Origin of the sequence: Sphingobacterium griseoflavum (genome assembly GCF_014653155.1) — a bacterium.
GTDB lineage: Bacteria > Bacteroidota > Bacteroidia > Sphingobacteriales > Sphingobacteriaceae > Sphingobacterium > Sphingobacterium griseoflavum.
Window position 1 is genome coordinate 456,182 of record NZ_BNAF01000002.1, and the last position, 21,011, is coordinate 477,192.

Here is a 21,011-nt window from a genome sequence, read left to right on the forward strand (position 1 = left end):
AGATGGATTTGCTAGCATGCAACACACACATACCATATGCACAGAAATTTAATAGGAAGTTTTACTAAAATAGCGTTGAAGTTGGTTTTGGGCGTCACCTTTTTTACCGCACAACATAGCTATGCGCAGCAATCCACCTCCCATTCCCCTTATTCTCAATTTGGTCTTGGACAAATGCGGGAAGACCTGCTACCCCAAACACGTGCCATGGGTGGTATTTCAGCAGGTGTTCGCTTCTTGAATGGGCTTCCTACGTTGAACATCGCTAACCCAGCTTCTTACTCTGGATTGAATAGAACCATCTTGGAAGCAGGCATGTATGGAAACTTCACGCAGCTGTCGAAAAACCAAAGTACCGACCAAACGGCCGATTTTGCTTTTGGGCATTTGGCTATTGCGGTACCGCTTGCAAAGTATGGTGGACTAGCCTTCGGCCTCATCCCCTTCTCTGATGTGGGCTACTCCTCTGCATCGACACAGTCGCTCGATACGTTGAATTTTCAAACGTCGCTATCCGGACAGGGAGGCATCAATAAAGCTTTTGTTGGGTATGGTGTATCGCCAGTCAAAGGTTTGAGCGTTGGCGCCAACATCGGCTTTCTATTCGGCAACCTATACGACGTGACCAATGTTCGCTTCTTAAACCAAGTGGATGCCTACCAGACAGAAAGAAGGGAGACACGCAATATTCGCGGTGCGACATTCGATTATGGTGTGCAGTATAGCAAAGCACTGGGCAGGAAATACAACCTCACTGTCGGATACACCGGTAGTTTGAACAATCAAATTACAGCAAAGCGCGATGTCATGGTCACGATCTCGGAGAACAGCCTAGACGATGATTACATTGCACCCCCATTGGATACGATCAGCTCCCGGGCTTTGGGAAACGCCTCACTCAGCCTTCCTTTAAAACATAATGTCGGATTTACGCTATCAAAAGGCTATAACTGGATGATTGGTGCCGACTTTAAATATACCGACTGGTCTAAATTCGAGATGCCGCAAAATCAAACCCAATTGGGAAAAAGCTATGGCGTTGCATTGGGCGGTCAGATCAAGCCGGATCCTACTTCCGTTCGTTACTGGAACCAGGTAGATTATCGTTTGGGGTTCCGTTACAACAAGACACCTCTCGTTTACCGGAACCAGAACATTAACGATATGGCCGTGACCGTCGGCTTTGGTTTCCCGCTACCAGAAACCAACTTCGGACGCACGTTTTCCCAAATCAACATTTCTGCAGAATTGGGACAGCAGGGCACGCTAAATAACAACTTGGTGCGAGAACGCTACATCAACATCAATTTTGGATTTACCATTAATGATTCTTGGTTTATCCGCCGTAGTTTAGATTAACATGTCTGTGACAAGCAGGTACATAGCCAGAAAAATTCCCCTGATACTGAGTCTCGGTTTTGGGACTGCTCTGTTTGTGGCCTGTGAAAACGACCTTCGCGACGTAGAAAAGCTCGCCAATATTCAACAGGAAGAGAATGTCAACATCTCCAAGGACGTCACCGTGACCTACAGCGACTCGGCCGTGGTCAAAGCAGAACTAACGGCTCCTGAACTGCGGGAATACCCGGACAGTGTTGGGTTATACGAATTTAAGAAGGGGACTGTTATCCGATTTTTCGATGAAAACGGCGCCGAAAGCCAACGTGTAAAATCCGACTATGCTACACAAAGACCGAAAGAGGGTTTGACGGAATTCCGGGGCAATGTGGTCATCACCATGGCCAACGGTTCTATTATTAAAACCGAGGAATTATTTTTCGACGAAAAGAAAAACATCTACTATAATACGGTTCCTATCGTCTTTGACCTCAAAGATGGCCGAGGCAGCTTTCAAGCCACCAGCTTCGTATCCGATACGGATTTCAAGAAAATCGACGGCCAAAATATGACGGGATACTACATCCCCAGCAACAGCCAGCAATTTCCAATGATGGGACGTTAGCGATGCGCATAACAATTATTATCAAATTAAGTTTCTCAGCATCGTAATTTTTTATATTTTTTTTCATAAAAGTTGTATCTTGCGCCTTGTTTTTAATGAAGGTCAATTAAATAACTGAAACAAGCATTTACAAAATAAACACAGTATATAGACTATGGGATTAATGAGCTATTTGCGGAACCGAGCGGGGTTGGTAGTCACCATCATTGGTTTGGCAATTGTTGCGTTTTTATTAGGGGACGCCATCAATGTGGGTACTCCTTTTTGGGTAAAGAGTCAAAATCAAGTCGGTAGTATAAACGGAGAGTCGATCGACTATCAAGCATTCAATGCACAAGTCGAACAAACGACGGCCATGTACCAGCAGCAGATGGGCGGGGCTGCATCCCCTCAGATTCGGTCGTATGCCGTTCAACAGGTATGGAATCAATTTTTGTCACAGGAATTGCTGAAGCAGGAAATTGACCGGCTAGGCTTGACGGTGGGCAAAGACGAATTGAACAGTTTGGTTACGGGCGCAAATCCCTCGCCGCAGATCGTGCAGGCATTCACTAACCCAGAGACTGGTGTTTTCGATAAAAACCAACTGAACACGTTCATCAGTCAAGTAAAATCTCAGGGAACGCCGGAAATGGCCCAGCAATGGGACATGCTTTTGGAGAATATCCGCAACGAACGGCTGAACCAAAAATATTCCAATCTATTGAGCAATAGCGTTTATGTCACTTCCTTGGAAGCCCAAGACGAATACAATCAGCGCAACAAGCTGGCTAATTTCAAATATTTGATGTTAGATTATTCATCGGTAAAGGACGGTGAGATCAAATTGTCGGATTCGGACTATAAAACGTATTACGACGCCCATAAAAACAGTTTTAAGAACCCGGAAGAGACGCGTTCTATCGAATTTGTATTGTTCGACGCAACGCCTACGGCAAATGATACAGCCGCAACTAAATCGAACATCGATCAGTTGAAAGCTGAATTGATAGCCTCCAAGACAGACTCTCTATTTGCTGCGGTAAATTCGGATACAAAACACCCTTTTACCTACATCCGCAAGGGACAAGTAAGTCCTGTGATGGATTCTGTACTCTTTAATGTTCCTGTTGGAACTACCGTTGGCCCTTTCCTATCCAATGGTGTTTATGAAATTGCAAAGGTGGTGGATGCTAAATTCAGTCCAGATTCTGTCACGGCATCGCACATTCTGTTGAATGCAACAGCTGAAGGTGGTGTGGACAAGGCTACGGCAAAAGCGGATTCGATCAAAGCATTGATCCAAAAGGGCGAAAGTTTTGCTGCATTAGCTGTGCAATTCAGTGTGGATCAGCAGAGCAAAGTAAACGGAGGCGAGTTAGGCACTTTCCCTCGCGGTCAAATGGGACCGGAAATTGACGAAGCTGTATTCTCTGGCAAAGCAGGCGACGTGGTGGTGGTAAACAGCCGTTACGGCACGCATATCATCAAGATTGAGAAACAAATCGGCAATTCTAAGATTGTAAAAGCGGCCATCATCGACAAAGCGATTAGCAGCGGCAAAGCAACGACCGACGCTGCTTACACCAAAGCGAACAATTTTTTTGGTGACGCGAATGGCAAAAATTTTGCGGAAATAGCGACAAAGCAAGGTGCAAAACTGCAGAAGGTAGATCGTGCAGTCGCCATGGACAACAACTTTAATGGTGTGGAAGTACCTAGAGATCTCATACGCTGGGCTTTTGAAGCTAAGAAGGGCGAGGTATCTGATAAGATATACGATACGGAACAACATTTTATCGTAGCGCGTATTGCGGATATCCAGCCAAAAGGAACCTTATCGCTGGAAGCGGTAAAACCTCAAATTGAGGCGCAGGTAAGAAATGAAGTGAAAGCGAAAATGCTGACAGAAAAGTTGAACAATGCCTTGAGTGGTGCTTCAACCATTGATCAGGCCGCACAAAAATTGGGTAAGTCTGCCGTTGCGGTGGAAAATATCGTGTTGGCGAATCCTGTTCTTCCTGGCGTTTCATTGGAACCGGCAGTGGTCGGTACGGCATTTGGTTTGCAACCTAACAAGCTTTCCAAATCAGTAAAGGGCATGCAAGGTGTCTACGCCGTTCAGGTCAATGGCTTTGTGAATCCGGCCGAGCTAGTGGCCAGCGATGTTGCCAACCAAAAGAAGCAGCTACAGACAGCAAGATCACAACGCGCTTGGTCTTCCATCTATCAAGCGCTTCAAAACAAAGCGGATATTGATGACAATCGCATTAGATTCTATTAAGATATAATCAGTAACTTTATAGCCGATCAGTTGTTGATCGGCTTTTTTATTTTCAGATATGATGGAGATTCAGGAAACTATTGTAAATAAGGTAGCTCAAAGCGGTATTATCACGGTTGACTTGGCCAAATATGCGCCAGCGGGAGATATTTTGGTGTACGACGTAAAAGAAAACCTGTTTCATGGTTTAATCCTGAAAGAGAAAGACTTCCGGGCCTTTATCCAAGCACATGATTGGGAACAATATGAGGGGAAACATATAGGTATCGTCTGCTCCGCTGATGCAATTGTCCCCACGTGGGCCTATATGCTATTGGCCACTAAATTGACACCTTATGCACGTAGCGTACATTTTGCGGATCAGCAAGAAATATTGCAAATCCTATTTACCGCAGCCTTGGATCGCATCGATTATTCGACTTTCCAAGACCAAAGAGTTGTCGTGAAAGGGTGCGGAGATATCTATGTTCCGGAAAGCGCATTTGTAAAATTCACAGTCGAACTCAGTAAAGTGGCCAAAAGCGTGATGTATGGGGAACCCTGCTCCACGGTTCCGGTTTTTAAAAGAAAAAGTTAAACCATTGACGCACAACATGGTCAATTCTATTATGAAACAATTATACGCGGCGCTCTTCCTCCTTATCGGCAGCATCTGCATTAGCCATGCCCAAACACTACCCTATTTACCAAATCCGACATACAAGGAAGGCGAGAAACTAACGTACAAGCTACGTTACGGCATTATTTCCGCGGCGACGGGAACGCTTAAAGTGGAGAAGTCTAAACTACGGTTCAGTAATCCGACCACTTTCCATCTTTCGGCCTTCGGTCAAACTTCGGGTGCGTTCTCGGTGTTTTACACGGTGAAAAACCAGTATGATTCCTATATCGACGGCGATACCTACCTTCCCTACCTCTATACAGAGGATATCCATGAAGGGAGTTACACGCGTCGCGAATATGCAACCTTTGACCATAAGAACAAAAAAGTATCTGGAAAGAAGGGAACGTTCAAGAGTCCGACCAGCCAGTTTTTTGATCTGTTGTCTGCCTACTACTTTTCGCGAAACTTAGATCTTTCCTCCTTAAAAAAAGGGGATACGTTCAAGATCAGCTATTTCTTAAACGATGAAGTGTCTCAACTCGGTGTCAAGTATATTGGTGTAGAGAAAATAAAAACTTCGCTAGGGACGATCGAATGTATCAAGCTTAGTCCCGAGATCACCCCCGGGCGTATATTTAAAAAGGATAGCCAATTGTATCTATGGGTTACCAATGATGGCAACAGAATTCCGGTGAAGGCACAGGTGGAAATACTGATCGGTTCTGTTACGATGGAATTGGTACAGGCCAGTGGTTTAAAGCATAAATTAGGCGAACGCGTAAGCTACTCAAAATAATAAACAGGAAATGATTGAAGTTGGCCATGTATTGGTACATGAAGACGTCGTTAAAAACGACTTCGTCTGTAATTTGACAAAATGTAAGGGAATATGTTGTATTGAGGGCGATGCTGGGGCACCGCTGCAACCGCATGAAACCGATGTGTTACGCGAAATCTATCCCAAAGTAAAACCCTATATGACGCCTGCAGGGATTCAGGCTATTGAAGAACAGGGCACACATGTTGTTGACATGGATGGAGACTTGACAACCACCTGTGTGGATGGCAATAAGGAATGTGCTTACGTCACGTGGGAAAACGGCATTACGAAATGTGCTATCGAAAAGGCGTATGAACTTGGTGAGGTCGATTGGAAAAAACCAATCTCCTGCCACCTCTACCCCATCCGTGTCACTCACTACCCAGATTTTGAGGTTTTGCATTACGATCGTTGGCATATTTGCCACGATGCCTGCACATTTGGCAAAGAGCTAGGCGTTCCGGTTTATAAATTCCTAAAGGACCCCTTAATCCGGGCGTATGGCAACCAATGGTACAAAGAATTGGAATTAGCTGTCGAAGCTTTATAATCTATTTCTTATATTTATCGCAGTTTTAAACCGCTTAAAAGATATGGTTATATAGCCATTTTCCATGCTGAAATTAAAAGATATACAAATCCCAATAGCGCAAGAGCTCAAACTTTTTGAAGGTCGATTTAAACAATCGATGCGTAGTTCTGTCCCGCTTCTCAATCGTATCACACAATATATCATCAAGCAAAAAGGGAAACAAATGCGCCCCATGTTTGTTTTTCTATCGGCAGGCCTATGCGGCGGCATCAACGACTCGACTTACCGCGGAGCATCGCTCGTAGAGCTACTCCACACGGCATCGTTGGTGCATGATGATGTCGTGGACAATGCGAACGAACGCAGGGGTTTTTTTAGTGTCAATGCGCTATGGAAAAACAAAGTAGCGGTGTTAATCGGGGATTTCCTTTTAGCAAAGGGATTGCTGTTATCGGTCAGAAATAAGGAGCATACCTTATTAGAAATCGTGTCCGAAGCGGTGGAACAGATGAGTGAAGGAGAATTGTTGCAAATAGAAAAAGCACGAAAACTGGACATTCAAGAAGATATTTATTTTGAGATTATCCAAAAAAAGACGGCTTCCTTGATTGCATCGTGCTGCGCCTGCGGCGCTGCATCGACGGGTGTTGATAACGAGCAAGTGCAACTGTTGCGTACATTCGGCGAAAAAGTGGGGATTGCCTTTCAAATCAAGGATGATCTTTTTGACTTCGGGTTAGACGACGTAGGCAAACCGGTAGGAAATGACATCAAGGAGAAGAAGTTGACCTTACCCTTGATCTACGCACTTCGACATACGTCGTCCGCTGAAAAAAAACGGATTATCAATCTCGTGCGTAACCACAGTGAAAACAAGGAAAAAGTGGCCGAAGTCATCGCATTCGTCCGCAGCAGCGGCGGAATGGATTACGCCACAAAAAAAATGTTGCAGTACCAATCGGAAGCTTTCGCCATTCTGGAAACCTTTCCACAAAACGCATACCGCTCGGCCTTGGAACAGCTGGTCAGGTTTACGACAGAACGCACTAAATAAAATATACAGATGAGCCACGAGTTACTGTTTTTTGGGGGATTTATCATCTTCATCATACTGATGTTAGCAATCGATTTGGGATTGTTTTCAAAGAATGATAAACCTATCACCTTGAAGTCTGCTGCCATTATGAGCGCCATATGGGTTCTTTTTGCACTAGCTTTTGGTTTGGTACTTTATTTTTGGGGAAATGAATTGCACGACGTCCACGATTTCGAAACGTTGCAAACGATCATCGCCAAACATTACCATAACATTAGGCCTATTTCCAACGACCTTGCCGCAAGTATCCAATTGTATAACAAAACATTGACGATTGAGTATCTTACAGGCTATGTGGTGGAGTATGCCCTTTCTGTCGACAACATCTTCGTCATGGTGCTGTTGTTTTCCTCATTCGGTATACCCGAAAAATATTACCATAAAGTCCTCGTTTGGGGAATCATCGGAGCCATTCTCTTACGGTGTATCTTTATCTTCGTCGGTGCTGCCTTAATTGCTAAATTCGGATGGATATTGTACCTTTTTGGTGCGTTCTTGGTCTATACCGGAATCAGTATGTACATCAACCGCAACAAAGAAGAGGAGGTCGACCCACAAAACCATCCAGTCGTAAAGTTTGCATCCAAATATTTCAAGGTTACGCCGCGTCTCGATGACGGCAAGTTCTTTCATGTCGAGAACGGTGTCCGCTACATGACACCATTGTTTTTGGTCTTGCTGGTCATAGAATTCACCGACCTGATTTTTGCCGTAGATTCTATTCCTGCGATTTTTTCGGTAACCAAAGATCCCTATATCGTCTTTTTTTCCAACATCTTCGCCGTGTTGGGCCTACGTTCCATGTTCTTTTTGCTGGTCAATATTATCCATAAGTTCCATTACCTGAAAGTAGGGCTTGCATTTCTGTTGATCTTTATCGGTGCAAAGATGCTATTACACCACTGGCTCGAAGAATTTGGCTTTGAAACGATACATTCTTTGATTATAATCATCGCGATACTTGTTATCAGCGTGGTCGCCTCGCTCATATTTCCAAAAAAAGAAGATTTATCGCATTAACACAGAAAAAAGCTCCTAACGGAGCTTTTTTCTGTGTTACTATTTTTACAATCGCCATATATTGTAAAATCTTTTAAAATGATAACTTCGTAAAATTTATCTTAACAATGAACTGGAATAAATCAATACTTCTCGCAGCAGCCCTATTTTCGGCTGTTGTGCAAGTCAATGCACAGGATAACCTGATCAATTCCCTGAAAGGTAATGCCAGCGATAACAGCAAAGAGGGATTTAAATTTACCGAAGTCATTAACTTGGGCAATACGTCGATCAAAGACCAAGGATCTTCGGGTACCTGTTGGTCGTATTCCGGAAACTCTTTTTTGGAATCTGAAATGATCCGCATGGGCAAGCAACCCGTTGACATATCGCCCATCTTCACCGCGCGCAACACTTATATTGAAAAAGCCAAGAATTTTGTTCGCTTGCATGGTGATCAGGCACAGGGCGACGGCGGACAGCTACACGACGTCTTGACTATTTTCCGTCAATATGGTGCCGTGCCGCGTGAGGCCTACACAGGACTTCCTGCAGAGCAGAGCCGGAACAACTTTTCGGAAATGGGACCCTTGCTGCAAGGTATGACCGAAACCATTGCAAAAAGCAAAAAGCCAAGTGCAAATTGGCTATCGGCATTTACCGCAGCGATGGATGCCTACCTAGGCCAGGTGCCAGAAAACTTCTCCTATAAGGGGAAATCCTATACACCCCGAACCTTTGCCGATCAGGTCGTGGGGATCAATCCGGATGACTACGTGGGCATATCATCCTTTGATGAGCATGCTTACTACAAACCTTTTGTGTTGCTTATTCCAGATAACTGGTCGTTTGAGCGCTTCTACAATGTGCAGATCAACGAACTCACAGACATCATCGATAATGCGTTGAAGAACGGTTATACCGTAGCTTGGGCAACCGATGTTTCGGAGAAAAGTTTCAGTTGGAAAAATGGTGTGGCTTATGTGCCTGAAACGCCTTTTGAGCAAATGAGCGAAGCAGAACGTGCCAGCATGTTCAACGGTCCTAAAGCAGAGCCGACAATCACCGCAGCCCAGCGGCAGGAAGCTTTTGATAATTACAGCACCACAGACGACCATGGTATGCATATCGTTGGCCTTGTGAAGGATCAAAATGGCAAAGAATATTACATTGTCAAAAATTCGTGGGGAGAGTCCAACGATTACAAAGGATATATGTATGCCACGAAAGAGTATGTACGCTACAAGACTATATCGCTTTTGTTACACAAGAAAGCATTGACAAAAAATTTATCATCGAAATTGGGTATCTAGGCCTTAATTTCATAGCATACACGTGATCCCAAGAATAATATTCTTGGGATTTTTTATGGAATTATGTAGATTAACCATCATAACACATATCATTGGGATAAATCGATAATTATGAAAAAGCTTCTTTTCACCCTCCTCATTATTCCTTTTCTCGGCTTCGCGCAAGAAAAAGGTATCGTATTTGAACATCAAACAACCTGGGACAAGGTTAAAGCAAAAGCCAAAGCAACGGACAAATATATTTTTGTCGACTGCTTTACGACTTGGTGCGGTCCTTGCAAGTACATGTCGTCCAACGTTTTCCCTCAGGAAAAAGTAGGTGATTTTTTCAATGCCAATTTTGTAAATCTCAAGCTCCAAATGGACCAAACAAAAGATGACAGCGACGATGTAAAATCTTGGTATCAAGAAGCGGATCGTTTTGCAAAGGACTACGCCGTTCGAGCCTATCCAACATTCTTGATTTTCAATCCGGAGGGAGAATTGGTGCACCGCATCGTTGGTGGTGGCGAAGCCGATGATTTTATTGCAAAGGCACAGGCAGGGCTCGATCCTGAGACGCAGTATGTTACCTTGGTCAATAAATTTGAGCAAAATCCAACAGACGCCGATTTGGCAAAAAAAACAGCAAAAGCGGCTATGAGCGCTTATGACCAGGATTTGGCGAAAAAGGCAACGGCACGTTACATTGATTTAGTTGGCGGGGAGGCTTTGCTTACGGCCGAGAACATACAGTTTTTGGCCCAAGGTGCTACGTCAAGCACTTCGCCAGCGTTTATGCTGATCAAAGAAAACATGCAGAAAGTAGATGAGCTTTTAGGCGACAAAGGCCGCAAATCGAATGATATTTTAGCTTCGGTTCTCAGCAATGAAATCGTGATGCCAGTTATCCGAAACAAGAATGAGGAGGTCGACTTTACGGCACTAAAGGAACGTCTTGCCAAGGAGCACCCTTATGTCGACATGACCAGTATATTAGCCAGCATTAAAACGCAATACTATTTCAGCAAAAAGAATTGGCCCGCTTTTAAAGACGCGGTAAACGATTACATTGCGCTCAACAATAAGAAAGTGTCGCCCAATGCACTAAATTCCTTTGCGTGGTCGGTATTCGAAAATTGCGATGATGCAGCCTGTATCCAAGCTGCCCTAAACTGGAGCAAGCAGTCGCTGGAAGGCAATGAAGAACCTGCTTTCCTAGACACCTATGCCAACCTGCTCTATAAATCGGGGGATAAAGAAACTGCCATAAAATATCAAGAAAAAGCTATTGCGAAAGCCAGTGATAGCGAAAAAGAAAATTATGTGGCAACCCTAGATAAGATGAAAAAAGGCGAACAGACTTGGTAAAGAAAAAGGTGCTTTATCCTTTTTGGTTAAGGCACCTACATACGTTACTAAATCTTTGCCCTAATTCTACTCAGCGTAACTTGGGAAATACCTAGGTAAGAGGCGATGTATCCCAATTTTATGGTATTTACCAAGTTGGGTGCACGGGCCAATAGTTCCGTATAGCTTTCGGTAGCGGTCTTAAACAGTTTGGACATCAATCGGTACTCAATTTTTAGTGTTTCGATTTCGGCAAGACGCCTACCCCAATTGGCGATCTCTATTGACAGCGAGAACAGCTGTTTCAGTTGCCGAGCGTCCACTTTGTATAACAGAGATGGCTCCATTGCCTGAATGGTTTCGTACCCGGAGCGCTCGTGTACATAACTGTTCAGTGAGATGAGCGCGTCTCCGGGAAATGCAAAATCCAAAATAACTTCTCGCTCTTCTTTATGGTAAAATATGCGGCAGGCACCAGATTTGATGAAGTATAGGTACCGCGACCTTTTTCCGCCGACGATAATCTCGCTGTTTTTATCGAACGCCAATTCCTCAAACAGCGAGGCCAATTGCTCTCGGTTCGCTGCCGGTAATGCCGCTATCCGATCAATAATGGCTAGTGCTTCCATTCCTTCAAGATCAACTCTTCCCCATCCCACACGGCGTATGTACAATGATGGATCCATTCACCTAGATTCACGACGCGGCAAGCTGCACCCAAAGCAACATCGTAGGGCAAATGTCGGTGTCCGAAGATAAAATAATCATAGTGCGTATGCTGCTGCTGCTCTTTGGCATAGAGCAGCAGCCACTCCCGCTCCACGCCCAAAAAGCCTTCCTCTCCACCATTTGCCGCGCGGCTATGGCTAGACCAACGCTGCGCAATACCAATGCCCAAATTTGGATGCAATCGGGCAAAAAGCCATTGGCAAAATTTGCTACGGAAGAACGATTTAAGGAATTTATAGGTCGAATCACCGGGACCAAGCCCATCGCCATGGTGTATAAAAAAACGTTTGCCGTCGCGCTCCAACACTAGTTCATCCGACACGATCCGCGCACCAAGCTCTTCCTGCAGGTATCCAAACATCCACATATCGTGATTCCCTTTAAAAAAAGTAAGCTGCACGCCGAGGTCGGCCAATTCTGCAAGTTTGCCAAAAAAGCGGACAAAACCCTTTGGAATGACAGTACGATATTCAAACCAAAAATCAAAGACATCCCCCACGAGAAAGAGCTCTTTGGCATCGTGTTTAATTGTATCGAGCCAGTTGACAACGCGAAGCTCGCGCGCGCGCGATGTAGCTTCCGGCAAGACGCCTAAATGGAAGTCCGATGCAAAATAAATCTTATCTCTCATGCTTTAGGGTCAAAGCTATACAAATATTGACGGATATACAAGCATCCCCCCACGACATCACACCTATCTTAAACGCCCGAAAGACCTCTCCCGGCATGTCCATGCCATACCACAGCAAACTTTGCGTTTCCTGACTCTTTTTGTAACTTGCATATGGACACAGGCGCAAAGCGCTTAAAAATAATCAGATTATGAATAGAAATTTGGGAGTGATGCTTTTGGCCCTCAGCTTAGGCGCCTGTCAACAGCAAAAAGTTATGGAATCAAAAAAAGACATGGTGTTAAAACCCTATCCGACAACCGAAAAGACAGACCAAAAAGACAGCTACTTTGGCGTGGTGGTAGACGATCCATACCGCTGGCTAGAAGACGACCTGTCGGACAAGACCAAACAATGGGTAAAGGCCGAAAACGAGGTCACCGAAGATTACCTCGCGCAGATTCCCTTCCGGGAAAATATCCGCAAACGCTTGGAAGATCTATGGAATTACGAAAAAGAGACCGCGCCCTTCAAAGAAGGCGACTACATCTACTATTACAAGAACGATGGCTTGCAGAATCAATATGTCCTTTACCGAAAAAAAGGCGAAGAGGGTAAAGAGGAGCTTTTCCTAGACCCCAACAAATTCTCCGACGATGGAACCACCTCTTTAGCGGGCATCTCTTTCAGCAAAGATGGTTCATTGGTAGCCTATCAAATCTCTGAGGGCGGGTCGGATTGGCGGAAAGTCATCGTGCTGCAAGCAGCAGAAAACAAGGTTATCGGTGATACATTAATCGATGTGAAGTTTTCGGGGTTAGCCTGGCACGGCAACGAGGGTTTCTACTACAGCAGCTATGATAAACCTAAAGGAGGATCTGCGCTATCGGGCATGACGGACCAGCACAAGTTGTTTTTCCATAAACTGAATACGCCGCAAAACACGGATAAATTAGTATTTGGTGGATCCACGACTCCACGTCGATACATCGGCGCAAGCCTAACGGAAGATGAACGCTTTCTGGTGGTCTCCGCTGCCAACACCACTTCTGGAAACGAGCTTTACATCAAGGACCTCTCTGTACCCAACGGCAATTTCATCAATGTCGTAGGCAATATGGAGAAAAACCACTACGTAATCGACAACGATGGTACCAAATTATTTATCTATACGGAGCTGAATGCACCCAACGGCAAAGTAGTGACCACTGACTTTGCAAATCCTACCACTGCAAATTGGCAGGATCTAATCAAAGAAACCGATCAAGTGTTGTCGCCCTCCACGGGTGGAGGGAAAATTTTCGCGAATTACCTGAAAGATGCCACCTCCTTGGTGAAGCAATACGACCGCTCCGGAAAATTGGAACGCGAGATTGAACTACCTGGAGTAGGTACAGCTGCCGGTTTTGGAGCAAAGCTACAGGAAAAAGAACTGTACTATTCGTTCACCAACTATGTGAATCCCGGCACCATATATCGGTATGATATCGACAGCGGTAAATCGGATGTATACAAAACGTCTGCTATTAAATTCGACCCTTCCAAATACGAATCAAAACAGGTATTCTATACCTCGAAAGATGGCACCAAAGTCCCTATGATCATTACCTACAAAAAAGGGATCAAACTCGATGGCAGCAATCCGACGATGTTGTACGGTTATGGTGGATTCAATGTCAGCTTGACACCGTCTTTTTCTACGAGCAACGTTATTTTATTGGAACAGGGAGGCGTGTATGCAGTGGCCAACCTGCGTGGTGGTGGTGAATACGGCGAAAACTGGCACCTCGCGGGAACAAAGCTGAAAAAACAAAATGTATTTGACGACTTCATCGCTGCCGCCGAATACCTCATTCAAGAGAAATATACCTCGTCAGCGAAACTCGCTATATCGGGCGGCTCCAACGGTGGCCTGCTGGTTGGTGCTTGTATGACGCAGCGGCCTACCCTATATAAAGTAGCTTTCCCTGCTGTCGGGGTGCTGGATATGCTTCGCTACCACAAATTCACCGCAGGCGCGGGCTGGGCATTTGATTACGGTACCGCGGATGATAGCAAGGAGATGTTTGACTACCTGTATAAATACTCACCCTATCATGCACTGACGCCAAATACGGCTTATCCGGCCACGATGGTAACCACCGCTGATCATGACGATCGAGTCGTGCCAGCACACTCGTTCAAGTTTGCTGCTAGGCTGCAGGAATATAACAAGGGGGACAATCCTGTTCTTATTCGTATCGATACCAAGGCAGGACATGGTGCCGGGAAATCCACCGCTATGGTCATTGCCGAACAAACTGACAAATGGGCGTTTATGTTTCAGAACATGAACTTGCCTTATGCTGAAATCAACTAAGTACAATCTATACATATACGCTCCCGGTTGGACAATATTACCTATCGGGAGCGTCTATACTCCCCATCAAGATAACAAAGTCACTATACGTTGACTTTTTGATGGACGATGAAAACCAAATGCTAAGTAGCCTTCGTAAGATTGCCTGGCGCAGAACTGGCTTGATATGCTTTAAAAGCATGCTTTTATCATTTGGGCATTTATTAAAGATACAGGTATCGTGCAGGTCTACAACATATTGCTTAAACGAAAAAAGGCACCTCTTGCGAAGTGCCTTTTCTTGCGGTCTGGACGGGACTCGAACCCGCGACCCCATGCGTGACAGGCATGTATTCTAACCAGCTGAACTACCAGACCAAAGTCTTTAAAAGAAAGATTTCCATTGAAATTTTGCGGTCTGGACGGGACTCGAACCCGCGACCCCATGCGTGACAGGCATGTATTCTAACCAGCTGAACTACCAGACCAATTTCTCTTAAAGAATAACAATAAAGAACGTTTTTGGGAGCAAAAACTCCCCTTTTTAGCGGTCTGGACGGGACTCGAACCCGCGACCCCATGCGTGACAGGCATGTATTCTAACCAGCTGAACTACCAGACCTAAAACCTTCTTCCGAGAAGGTGTGCAAATATAGTGTTTATTTCTATACCCACTAAATTTTTTTTAAAAAAACTAGTCTACAGCGCCCTCTTTCATCTTTTCTGCATTTTCAGCAAATTGTAGCGCATCGATAATCCCTTGAATATCACCATCCATAATAGTTGGCAAATTGTACATCGTTAAACCGATACGATGTTCAGTGACACGTCCTTGAGGATAGTTGTAGGTACGTACTTTCGCGGAGCGATCGCCTGTCGATACCATTGTTTTACGTTTGGCAGCGACGTCTCCGTGTTTTTTCTGCACTTCCAATTCGTACAGTTTATTCCGCAACATCTCCATGGCAAGCTCGCGGTTTGCCAATTGTGAACGTTCTACCTGACATACGACAACAATACCGGACGGCTTATGCGTCAATTGGACTTTGGTTTCAACCTTGTTCACATTCTGTCCACCTGCACCGCCAGAGCGCGAGGTCTGCAGCTCGATATCGCCCGGGTTCAATTCCACATCTACATCTTCGGCCTCTGGCAATACGGCAACCGAAGCGGCTGACGTATGCACTCGTCCTTGTGTTTCCGTATCCGGAACACGCTGCACGCGGTGCACGCCCGATTCGTACTTCAGCTGTCCGTACACATCTTCGCCGATAACCTTCAAGATTACTTCTTTGTAACCGCCAGAAGTACCTTCGGTAACATCCATCACTTCATTGCGCCAACCTTTGGTTTCAAAATATCGGGTGTACATACGGTACAGGTCGCCAGCAAAGAGGGCAGCCTCGTCACCGCCGGTACCGCCACGAATTTCTATGATGGCGTTTTTCGCATCTTCCGGGTCTTTAGGAATGAGCATCAAACGGATTTCTTCTTCCTTCTCTTCCTTTTGGGTCAGCAACAGATCCTGCTCTTCCTTGGCCATTTCCCGCAACTCCTGATCCTTCTCATTCGCCAAAATATCCTTATTCGCTTCGATATTACTGACAATGTTCTTATAAATATGGTATTGCTCCACAATGCGGCCAAGATCTTTATACTCTTTGTTCAGCTTGGCAAAACGCTTCATATCGTTGATGGTATCGGGGTTGCTCAATTCTGCCTCAACCTCTTCCCAACGCTCTTTTATAGCTTGTAATTTCTCTAACATAATATGTATAGCTCATAAACAGGTATACCCTGTATATCTTTATAATAGCCACAAAAGTACGTAAAATTTTGGTATTAATGTGCGGAAACGGCTTTCAACCCAACGATGGAAGCAATAAGTGTCATAATAAAAAATACACGCCAAAAATCGGCGGGCTCACGAAATAAGAGTATGCCGACCAAGACGGTTCCCACGGCTCCAATACCGGTCCACACGGCATACGCAGTACCCAAAGGCAACTCTTGGGTAGCCTTCATCAACAGCAGCATACTGAGCAGCAAACAAAAGCCAAAGCCGCCATACCAACCATACATTTCTGCACCGCTAGTCGCTTTGGCTTTCCCTAGACAGGACGTAAAACCAACTTCAAACAATCCTGCGATAATTAAAATAATCCAATTCATAGCATCATATTTTACACAGGCAAAAATCGGAATTTGGCTGTACAATCTTTTTTACAAATGCTAAAAAACAACTTGGAAACAGCAGGCTGCTTCTCGCTGTAAAACCGCCTTAATCGGCGAGCACAGAAAACTCAGCTGCAGCGGCAAAATCCTGTCCATCCAGTGCGCTCAGCGCGGTGAAACGGATGAATCGCGCCCGCACAGGGGTGGCCAGCATCATCGTCTTCAACTTGGCATCTCGCTCGAATTCACCTGCCATCACGGCATCGCCCCAACTTTTCCCATCGGTACTGAGCTGTATACGGTAGTCTTTTATACGTCCATTGGAGCCGTTTTGCCGTGGCAAATAGGTAAATCCCTTGATAAGCTTGGGCTCCCCTGCATCAAAATCCACCCAATGTGGATACTGCGCTACGGTAACCGAGTACATGGTATGCCAAATGGTCGATGGATCGCCATCCACAAGATGCTCGGCATTTCCTTCACCGATTTCTTGGCTCGAGGACGACAGCACCTGCATACTGATCGTCTCTATCTTCGGAAAACGAACAGTCGCTTTCAGCTTTTCGTTGTCGGCATACCACGCCGATATGTCGGCGGCTGTGCGTAATTTGAAAGGCTTACTATACCGTTCGGTTGTCTGGCCATCCACTTGCACCATTAATGCGGCATCAGACCGTCCGGACGATACCTGTACAATTCCCTGCTGATCACGCTCGATGCGGATAGGCATTTCACCGGAGAATCCCACTTTAGCTTGGGAAGCTTGATTACGCTGCTGCACAGGCCGGATCATAAAACCAAAATTATGTGCCGAAGCCCGTACACGATCCTGATCCAAGGGTGGCCCTTGCCCGCAACTGTTGCCTCCCAAACCCGTCACGTCGGCCAAGAGATAAACATGGGTGCCCGAACTTTCAGGCAGTTGATACGTGTGCGGAGCCAAAGCCATCTCCAGCTCACTCCACGGCAAGGCAGAAGCCGCTAGCTTTCCCTCCGACACAAATAGAATACCTGCCCCCTCCTCGTTGGTCAGCGCTGCCCAGCGTATTTCTTCCCTATTGCCTGTAGATTGTGGCTTTGGCCAAGGAACGTATTGGCCTTCAACCGTACTGTCATAGCGTTGTATAAACTGCCCCGTTTTTCGATCCGCATAGTTATTGACCGGACCGCGTCCATAATAGCTGTACTGTCCGTAGGATGCCGGAACCTGCATCGCAAAACCGATGTGTGGAAGGACAAGGCTGCTGTTATTCGAGGTTATACTACTTTGCAGCTCAATAGAGCCATCTTGGTAAACGGTCCAAATATAGTTACTGACAAATTTGAAATCGCTGTCACTAAAAGGCACATCCGTATGTTCATCTAGCGTATAGACGCCCGAGCTACCGCCGCGAATGGTTGCGCCGTTTGGCGCCTGCGATTCGACCGTATAGGAAAGTACACATGCTCCATCTTCCCGCACATACTGGCTCGATGCTAGGGCTCGATGTTTTAAGTGGTGCAATCCTTTTTCGAACCATTGTTTATAAGCCCAGTTATCGTTGTCAAGCGGCGCACGTAGCGCGTCTAACCTCGGCCCTTCCCCGGCACGTATCATCACATGTCCTCCATAAGACAGTTCGTGAATACTTCCGGTAGCGTCGTCAAACGTTACTACGAAGTCTTTTCCTTCCAAAACTTGCAAGCCCGATTCGATACGGACTTTAATCGCCCCCCCTTGGGCAACGTCCGTTATGGTAGGCCATGCAGACGCTTGCTTCACCAACAGCTGCTCCTCCATCTGTACCTCTCCGGCCACAGCCCAAAGTCGGCTTTCTTTGTGTGAAAATTGCAGTTTAACAAAATATTCAGATTGCGCTTCCAACGCAGAAAAATCATAAGGAATAACAATTTGCCTACCTGTCCTGGCTGCAATGTCTTTCACATCAGCTTCTAAAAAGGTTTCGCGTTGGATTTCAACACCATCCTTCCAGAGAGACCACTCGATTTTGTAATCGTCCAAGCTACTGAAATAGTTTTTGTTAAAAAGCTCGACCCTACCCAGTCGCATATCTACGGCACGGACAGCAACGTTTTGGTATACTTTACGCACTTCAAAATAAGCTGGCTTTGGGGTGAGGTCAGCAAACAGCAATCCATTCATAACAAACGTACCGTCATTAGGTTGGTCTCCAAAGTCACCGCCATAGGCCAAATAACGCTCGCCTGTAATTTTGTCATAGGCATACATCGATTGGTCTATCCAATCCCAAATAGCTCCTCCCATGAAAAAATTAGTGGATTCGATGGCTTCCCAATAGTCAATCAAGTTGCCCGAAGCATTGCCCATGGAGTGCGCATACTCGGAGATGTGAAATGGATACTTCAACCGATATTTTCCCTTTACCGCTTCCCGAACCCAATCGATGGATGGGTATTGGTTGGAGCCGATGTCAACAATGCTATTGTTCCGCTCGTACTGCACAGGTCTTGACCCGTCGACTTTCTTGATCGCTTGATAAGCGGCCACAAAATTCTCGCCCGGACCTGCCTCGTTGCCCAACGACCAAATAACAATGGACGGATGGTTTATGGTTGCATGCACCATTTCCAAGTTACGGGCTACATGGGCATTTTTCCACTCCTCAGGATGCGATAGTGAGGCTTCCCCGTAATAGTACTCGTGGCTTTCCAAGTTGGCCTCGTCTTCCAGATATATCCCGTATTTATCACATAAATAGTACCAATAGGGATCGTCGGGATAGTGCGAATTTCGGACATGATTGATATTGGCTCTTTTCAGGAGCTTAAGCTCGTCCTCCATCTGCTGGCGAGAAATTACTTTTCCCTTTTCCGGGTTTGTTTCATGTCTGTTTACGCCCTTCAGTTTTACCGGTTTACCGTTCACATAAAAGTACCGTCCTGCGAGGCCAAACTCGTCATCCGCCGCCGCCACCTCTTTCACCTCTACCTTTCGGAAACCGACGTAGCTAGAGACCACATCAACGACCTTACCTTTGCTATCCAAAAGCTCAGCCAGCAAGGTGTAGCGATAGGGCTTTTCTGCAGACCATTTCTGCGGACTGTGCACCTCCAACACCTGATCTACGACACCCACCGCCCCGTTTTCCATAGTCGGTACAGCACGACGGAGGTCAATAGCGTCCACCTTAACCGCATCGTCACTATACAAGGTATTTGCATACAGACTATACCGCAGGGCATACCCTGTTTTGCTCGCTCCCGCATGGTTTGCAATTTCGGCAGTTACGTGCAAGGTTGCATCATGATAATCCTTATCTAGATCGGGTATGGCAACGAGGTTGCGGATCTGCACTTTAGGTTTCGCTGTCAGCGAAACGGAACGAAAAATCCCCGGAAGACGGAACATATCCTGTGCTTCCAAAAAAGACGCGTCGGAATTTCGGTATACCTCCACCGCCACGGTATTCTCTCCTTTCGGCAGCAAATATCTACTGATATTGAAGGCGGCAAGATTCCTCGAATTTTTTGAGAAACCCACATACTTACCATTGATCCACAGGTAGAAAAATGAATCTACTCCATCAAAATTGATGTACACTTCTTTTCCCTTCCAATCAGCTGGAACTACAAAACTACGGCGGTAAGACCCCACCTCGTTCCGATCGTTATAAGTTGTCCAATGCTTTGGTGGGGTACGCATCACACCGCCTCGCCAATCGTCGACTTTCACCTGATGCTGAAAGATCACAGGCTGGTTGACATAGATGGGCACGCCATATTTTAGCGAACCATCTTTTTGTATGCCCAAAATATTCCAACTCATGGGCACCGGCACCTCGTCCCAATTCGAAATATCAAAATCAGATCGGTAGAAGTCCTTCGGTCGGTCCGCTGGAGATTTTGCCCAATGGAATTTCCATGTCCCATCCAACGAACGCCAGTATTCGGAATGTTCCGGCAACACGGCGCGAGCCGTCGATATCTTCTTGAAGGAAAAATGATAGGCATGGGGCAGCTCCTTATTCAGGGATAAGGATGCTGGGGACTCCCACTCTTTGCCTGTTGGGCGCTGTTCTTCGCCATATGCAAAACCGGGAATAGGCTCTACTATCGGGCTGCTTTGGCCAAACAGCAAAAGGGGAAAAATAAAAATCGGTATAATCTTGCAGATAGCCGTTATGGTTTTCGTCTTCTTCATTCCACATTATTTAATCAAAAATTGGCATCAGCAGGCATAAATGCAAGTAAGAAAGATGTTTGGTGCGAAGTTATCCA

Annotated in this window: 16 protein-coding genes and 3 tRNA genes; 11 read left to right on the plus strand and 8 right to left on the minus strand. The window is 45.7% G+C overall.

What is annotated here, in order from left to right:
• Positions 1-36 precede the first annotated feature (36 nt).
• From bamG to IE165_RS04065, 10 genes are all read left to right on the plus strand, one after another.
• Positions 37-1,359, plus strand: coding sequence for a BamG family beta-barrel-assembly machinery protein (gene bamG, locus IE165_RS04020; protein WP_189625312.1), 1,323 nt, complete (start codon positions 37-39; stop codon positions 1,357-1,359).
• Positions 1,360-1,366: 7 nt separating this feature from the next.
• The gene (lptC, locus tag IE165_RS04025; RefSeq protein ID WP_189625313.1) at positions 1,367-1,963 is read left to right on the plus strand and encodes an LPS export ABC transporter periplasmic protein LptC; all 597 of its coding nucleotides are present in this window, start codon (positions 1,367-1,369) and stop codon (positions 1,961-1,963) included.
• Positions 1,964-2,117: 154 nt separating this feature from the next.
• Positions 2,118-4,226 carry a peptidylprolyl isomerase gene (locus tag IE165_RS04030; RefSeq protein ID WP_189625314.1) on the plus strand — a complete coding sequence of 703 codons (2,109 nt, stop codon included), beginning with the start codon at positions 2,118-2,120 and terminating at the stop codon, positions 4,224-4,226.
• A 61-nt stretch (positions 4,227-4,287) separates the two neighbouring features.
• The gene (locus tag IE165_RS04035; protein ID WP_189625351.1) at positions 4,288-4,803 is read left to right on the plus strand and encodes a DUF2480 family protein; all 516 of its coding nucleotides are present in this window, start codon (positions 4,288-4,290) and stop codon (positions 4,801-4,803) included.
• A gap of 31 nt (positions 4,804-4,834) precedes the next feature.
• On the plus strand, positions 4,835-5,626 hold the full coding sequence (locus tag IE165_RS04040; protein ID WP_189625315.1) for a DUF3108 domain-containing protein: 792 nt from the start codon (positions 4,835-4,837) through the stop codon (positions 5,624-5,626).
• Between the two features lie 10 nt (positions 5,627-5,636).
• Positions 5,637-6,200 carry a DUF3109 family protein gene (locus IE165_RS04045; protein WP_189625316.1) on the plus strand — a complete coding sequence of 188 codons (564 nt, stop codon included), beginning with the start codon at positions 5,637-5,639 and terminating at the stop codon, positions 6,198-6,200.
• A gap of 64 nt (positions 6,201-6,264) precedes the next feature.
• Positions 6,265-7,236 (plus strand): polyprenyl synthetase family protein, encoded by a 972-nt coding sequence (locus tag IE165_RS04050; RefSeq protein ID WP_189625317.1) that lies wholly within the window; start codon positions 6,265-6,267, stop codon positions 7,234-7,236.
• 9 nt (positions 7,237-7,245) lie between these two features.
• Positions 7,246-8,298: a TerC/Alx family metal homeostasis membrane protein gene (locus IE165_RS04055; RefSeq protein WP_189625318.1), complete on the plus strand. Its 1,053-nt coding sequence runs from the start codon at positions 7,246-7,248 to the stop codon at positions 8,296-8,298.
• A 107-nt stretch (positions 8,299-8,405) separates the two neighbouring features.
• The gene (locus IE165_RS04060; RefSeq protein ID WP_189625319.1) at positions 8,406-9,590 is read left to right on the plus strand and encodes a C1 family peptidase; all 1,185 of its coding nucleotides are present in this window, start codon (positions 8,406-8,408) and stop codon (positions 9,588-9,590) included.
• 111 nt (positions 9,591-9,701) lie between these two features.
• A complete protein-coding gene (locus IE165_RS04065) occupies positions 9,702-10,940 on the plus strand; it encodes a thioredoxin family protein (protein WP_229826336.1) in 1,239 nt (412 codons plus the stop codon).
• 47 nt (positions 10,941-10,987) lie between these two features.
• Here the strand turns inward: IE165_RS04065 and IE165_RS04070 are convergent, their stop codons facing one another.
• Complete coding sequence (locus tag IE165_RS04070) at positions 10,988-11,548, minus strand: Crp/Fnr family transcriptional regulator (protein ID WP_189625320.1); 561 nt, start codon at positions 11,546-11,548, stop codon at positions 10,988-10,990.
• Entirely contained in the window at positions 11,536-12,279 is a 744-nt protein-coding gene (locus IE165_RS04075; RefSeq protein WP_189625321.1) for a UDP-2,3-diacylglucosamine diphosphatase, read from the minus strand. Before IE165_RS04075 ends, IE165_RS04070 begins: the two co-directional genes overlap by 13 nt.
• Positions 12,280-12,470: 191 nt before the next feature.
• On the opposite strand from IE165_RS04075, the gene IE165_RS04080 reads away from it, so the two are divergent.
• Positions 12,471-14,618 carry a prolyl oligopeptidase family serine peptidase gene (locus IE165_RS04080; protein ID WP_189625322.1) on the plus strand — a complete coding sequence of 716 codons (2,148 nt, stop codon included), beginning with the start codon at positions 12,471-12,473 and terminating at the stop codon, positions 14,616-14,618.
• A gap of 283 nt (positions 14,619-14,901) precedes the next feature.
• On the opposite strand, the gene IE165_RS04085 is transcribed toward IE165_RS04080, so the two are convergent.
• The 6 genes from IE165_RS04085 to IE165_RS04110 all read right to left on the minus strand — a co-directional run bounded on the left by IE165_RS04085 (position 14,902) and on the right by IE165_RS04110 (position 20,934).
• Positions 14,902-14,975 (minus strand) — tRNA-Asp (locus IE165_RS04085).
• Between the two features lie 36 nt (positions 14,976-15,011).
• A tRNA-Asp gene (locus IE165_RS04090) sits at positions 15,012-15,085 on the minus strand.
• 60 nt (positions 15,086-15,145) lie between these two features.
• Positions 15,146-15,219, minus strand: a tRNA-Asp gene (locus tag IE165_RS04095).
• Between the two features lie 72 nt (positions 15,220-15,291).
• Positions 15,292-16,365 (minus strand): peptide chain release factor 1, encoded by a 1,074-nt coding sequence (gene prfA / locus IE165_RS04100; RefSeq protein ID WP_189625323.1) that lies wholly within the window; start codon positions 16,363-16,365, stop codon positions 15,292-15,294.
• Positions 16,366-16,439: 74 nt separating this feature from the next.
• Positions 16,440-16,769, minus strand: coding sequence for a DMT family transporter (locus tag IE165_RS04105; protein WP_189625324.1), 330 nt, complete (start codon positions 16,767-16,769; stop codon positions 16,440-16,442).
• A 109-nt stretch (positions 16,770-16,878) separates the two neighbouring features.
• Positions 16,879-20,934: a glycoside hydrolase family 2 TIM barrel-domain containing protein gene (locus IE165_RS04110; protein WP_189625325.1), complete on the minus strand. Its 4,056-nt coding sequence runs from the start codon at positions 20,932-20,934 to the stop codon at positions 16,879-16,881.
• Positions 20,935-21,011: the final 77 nt, after the last annotated feature.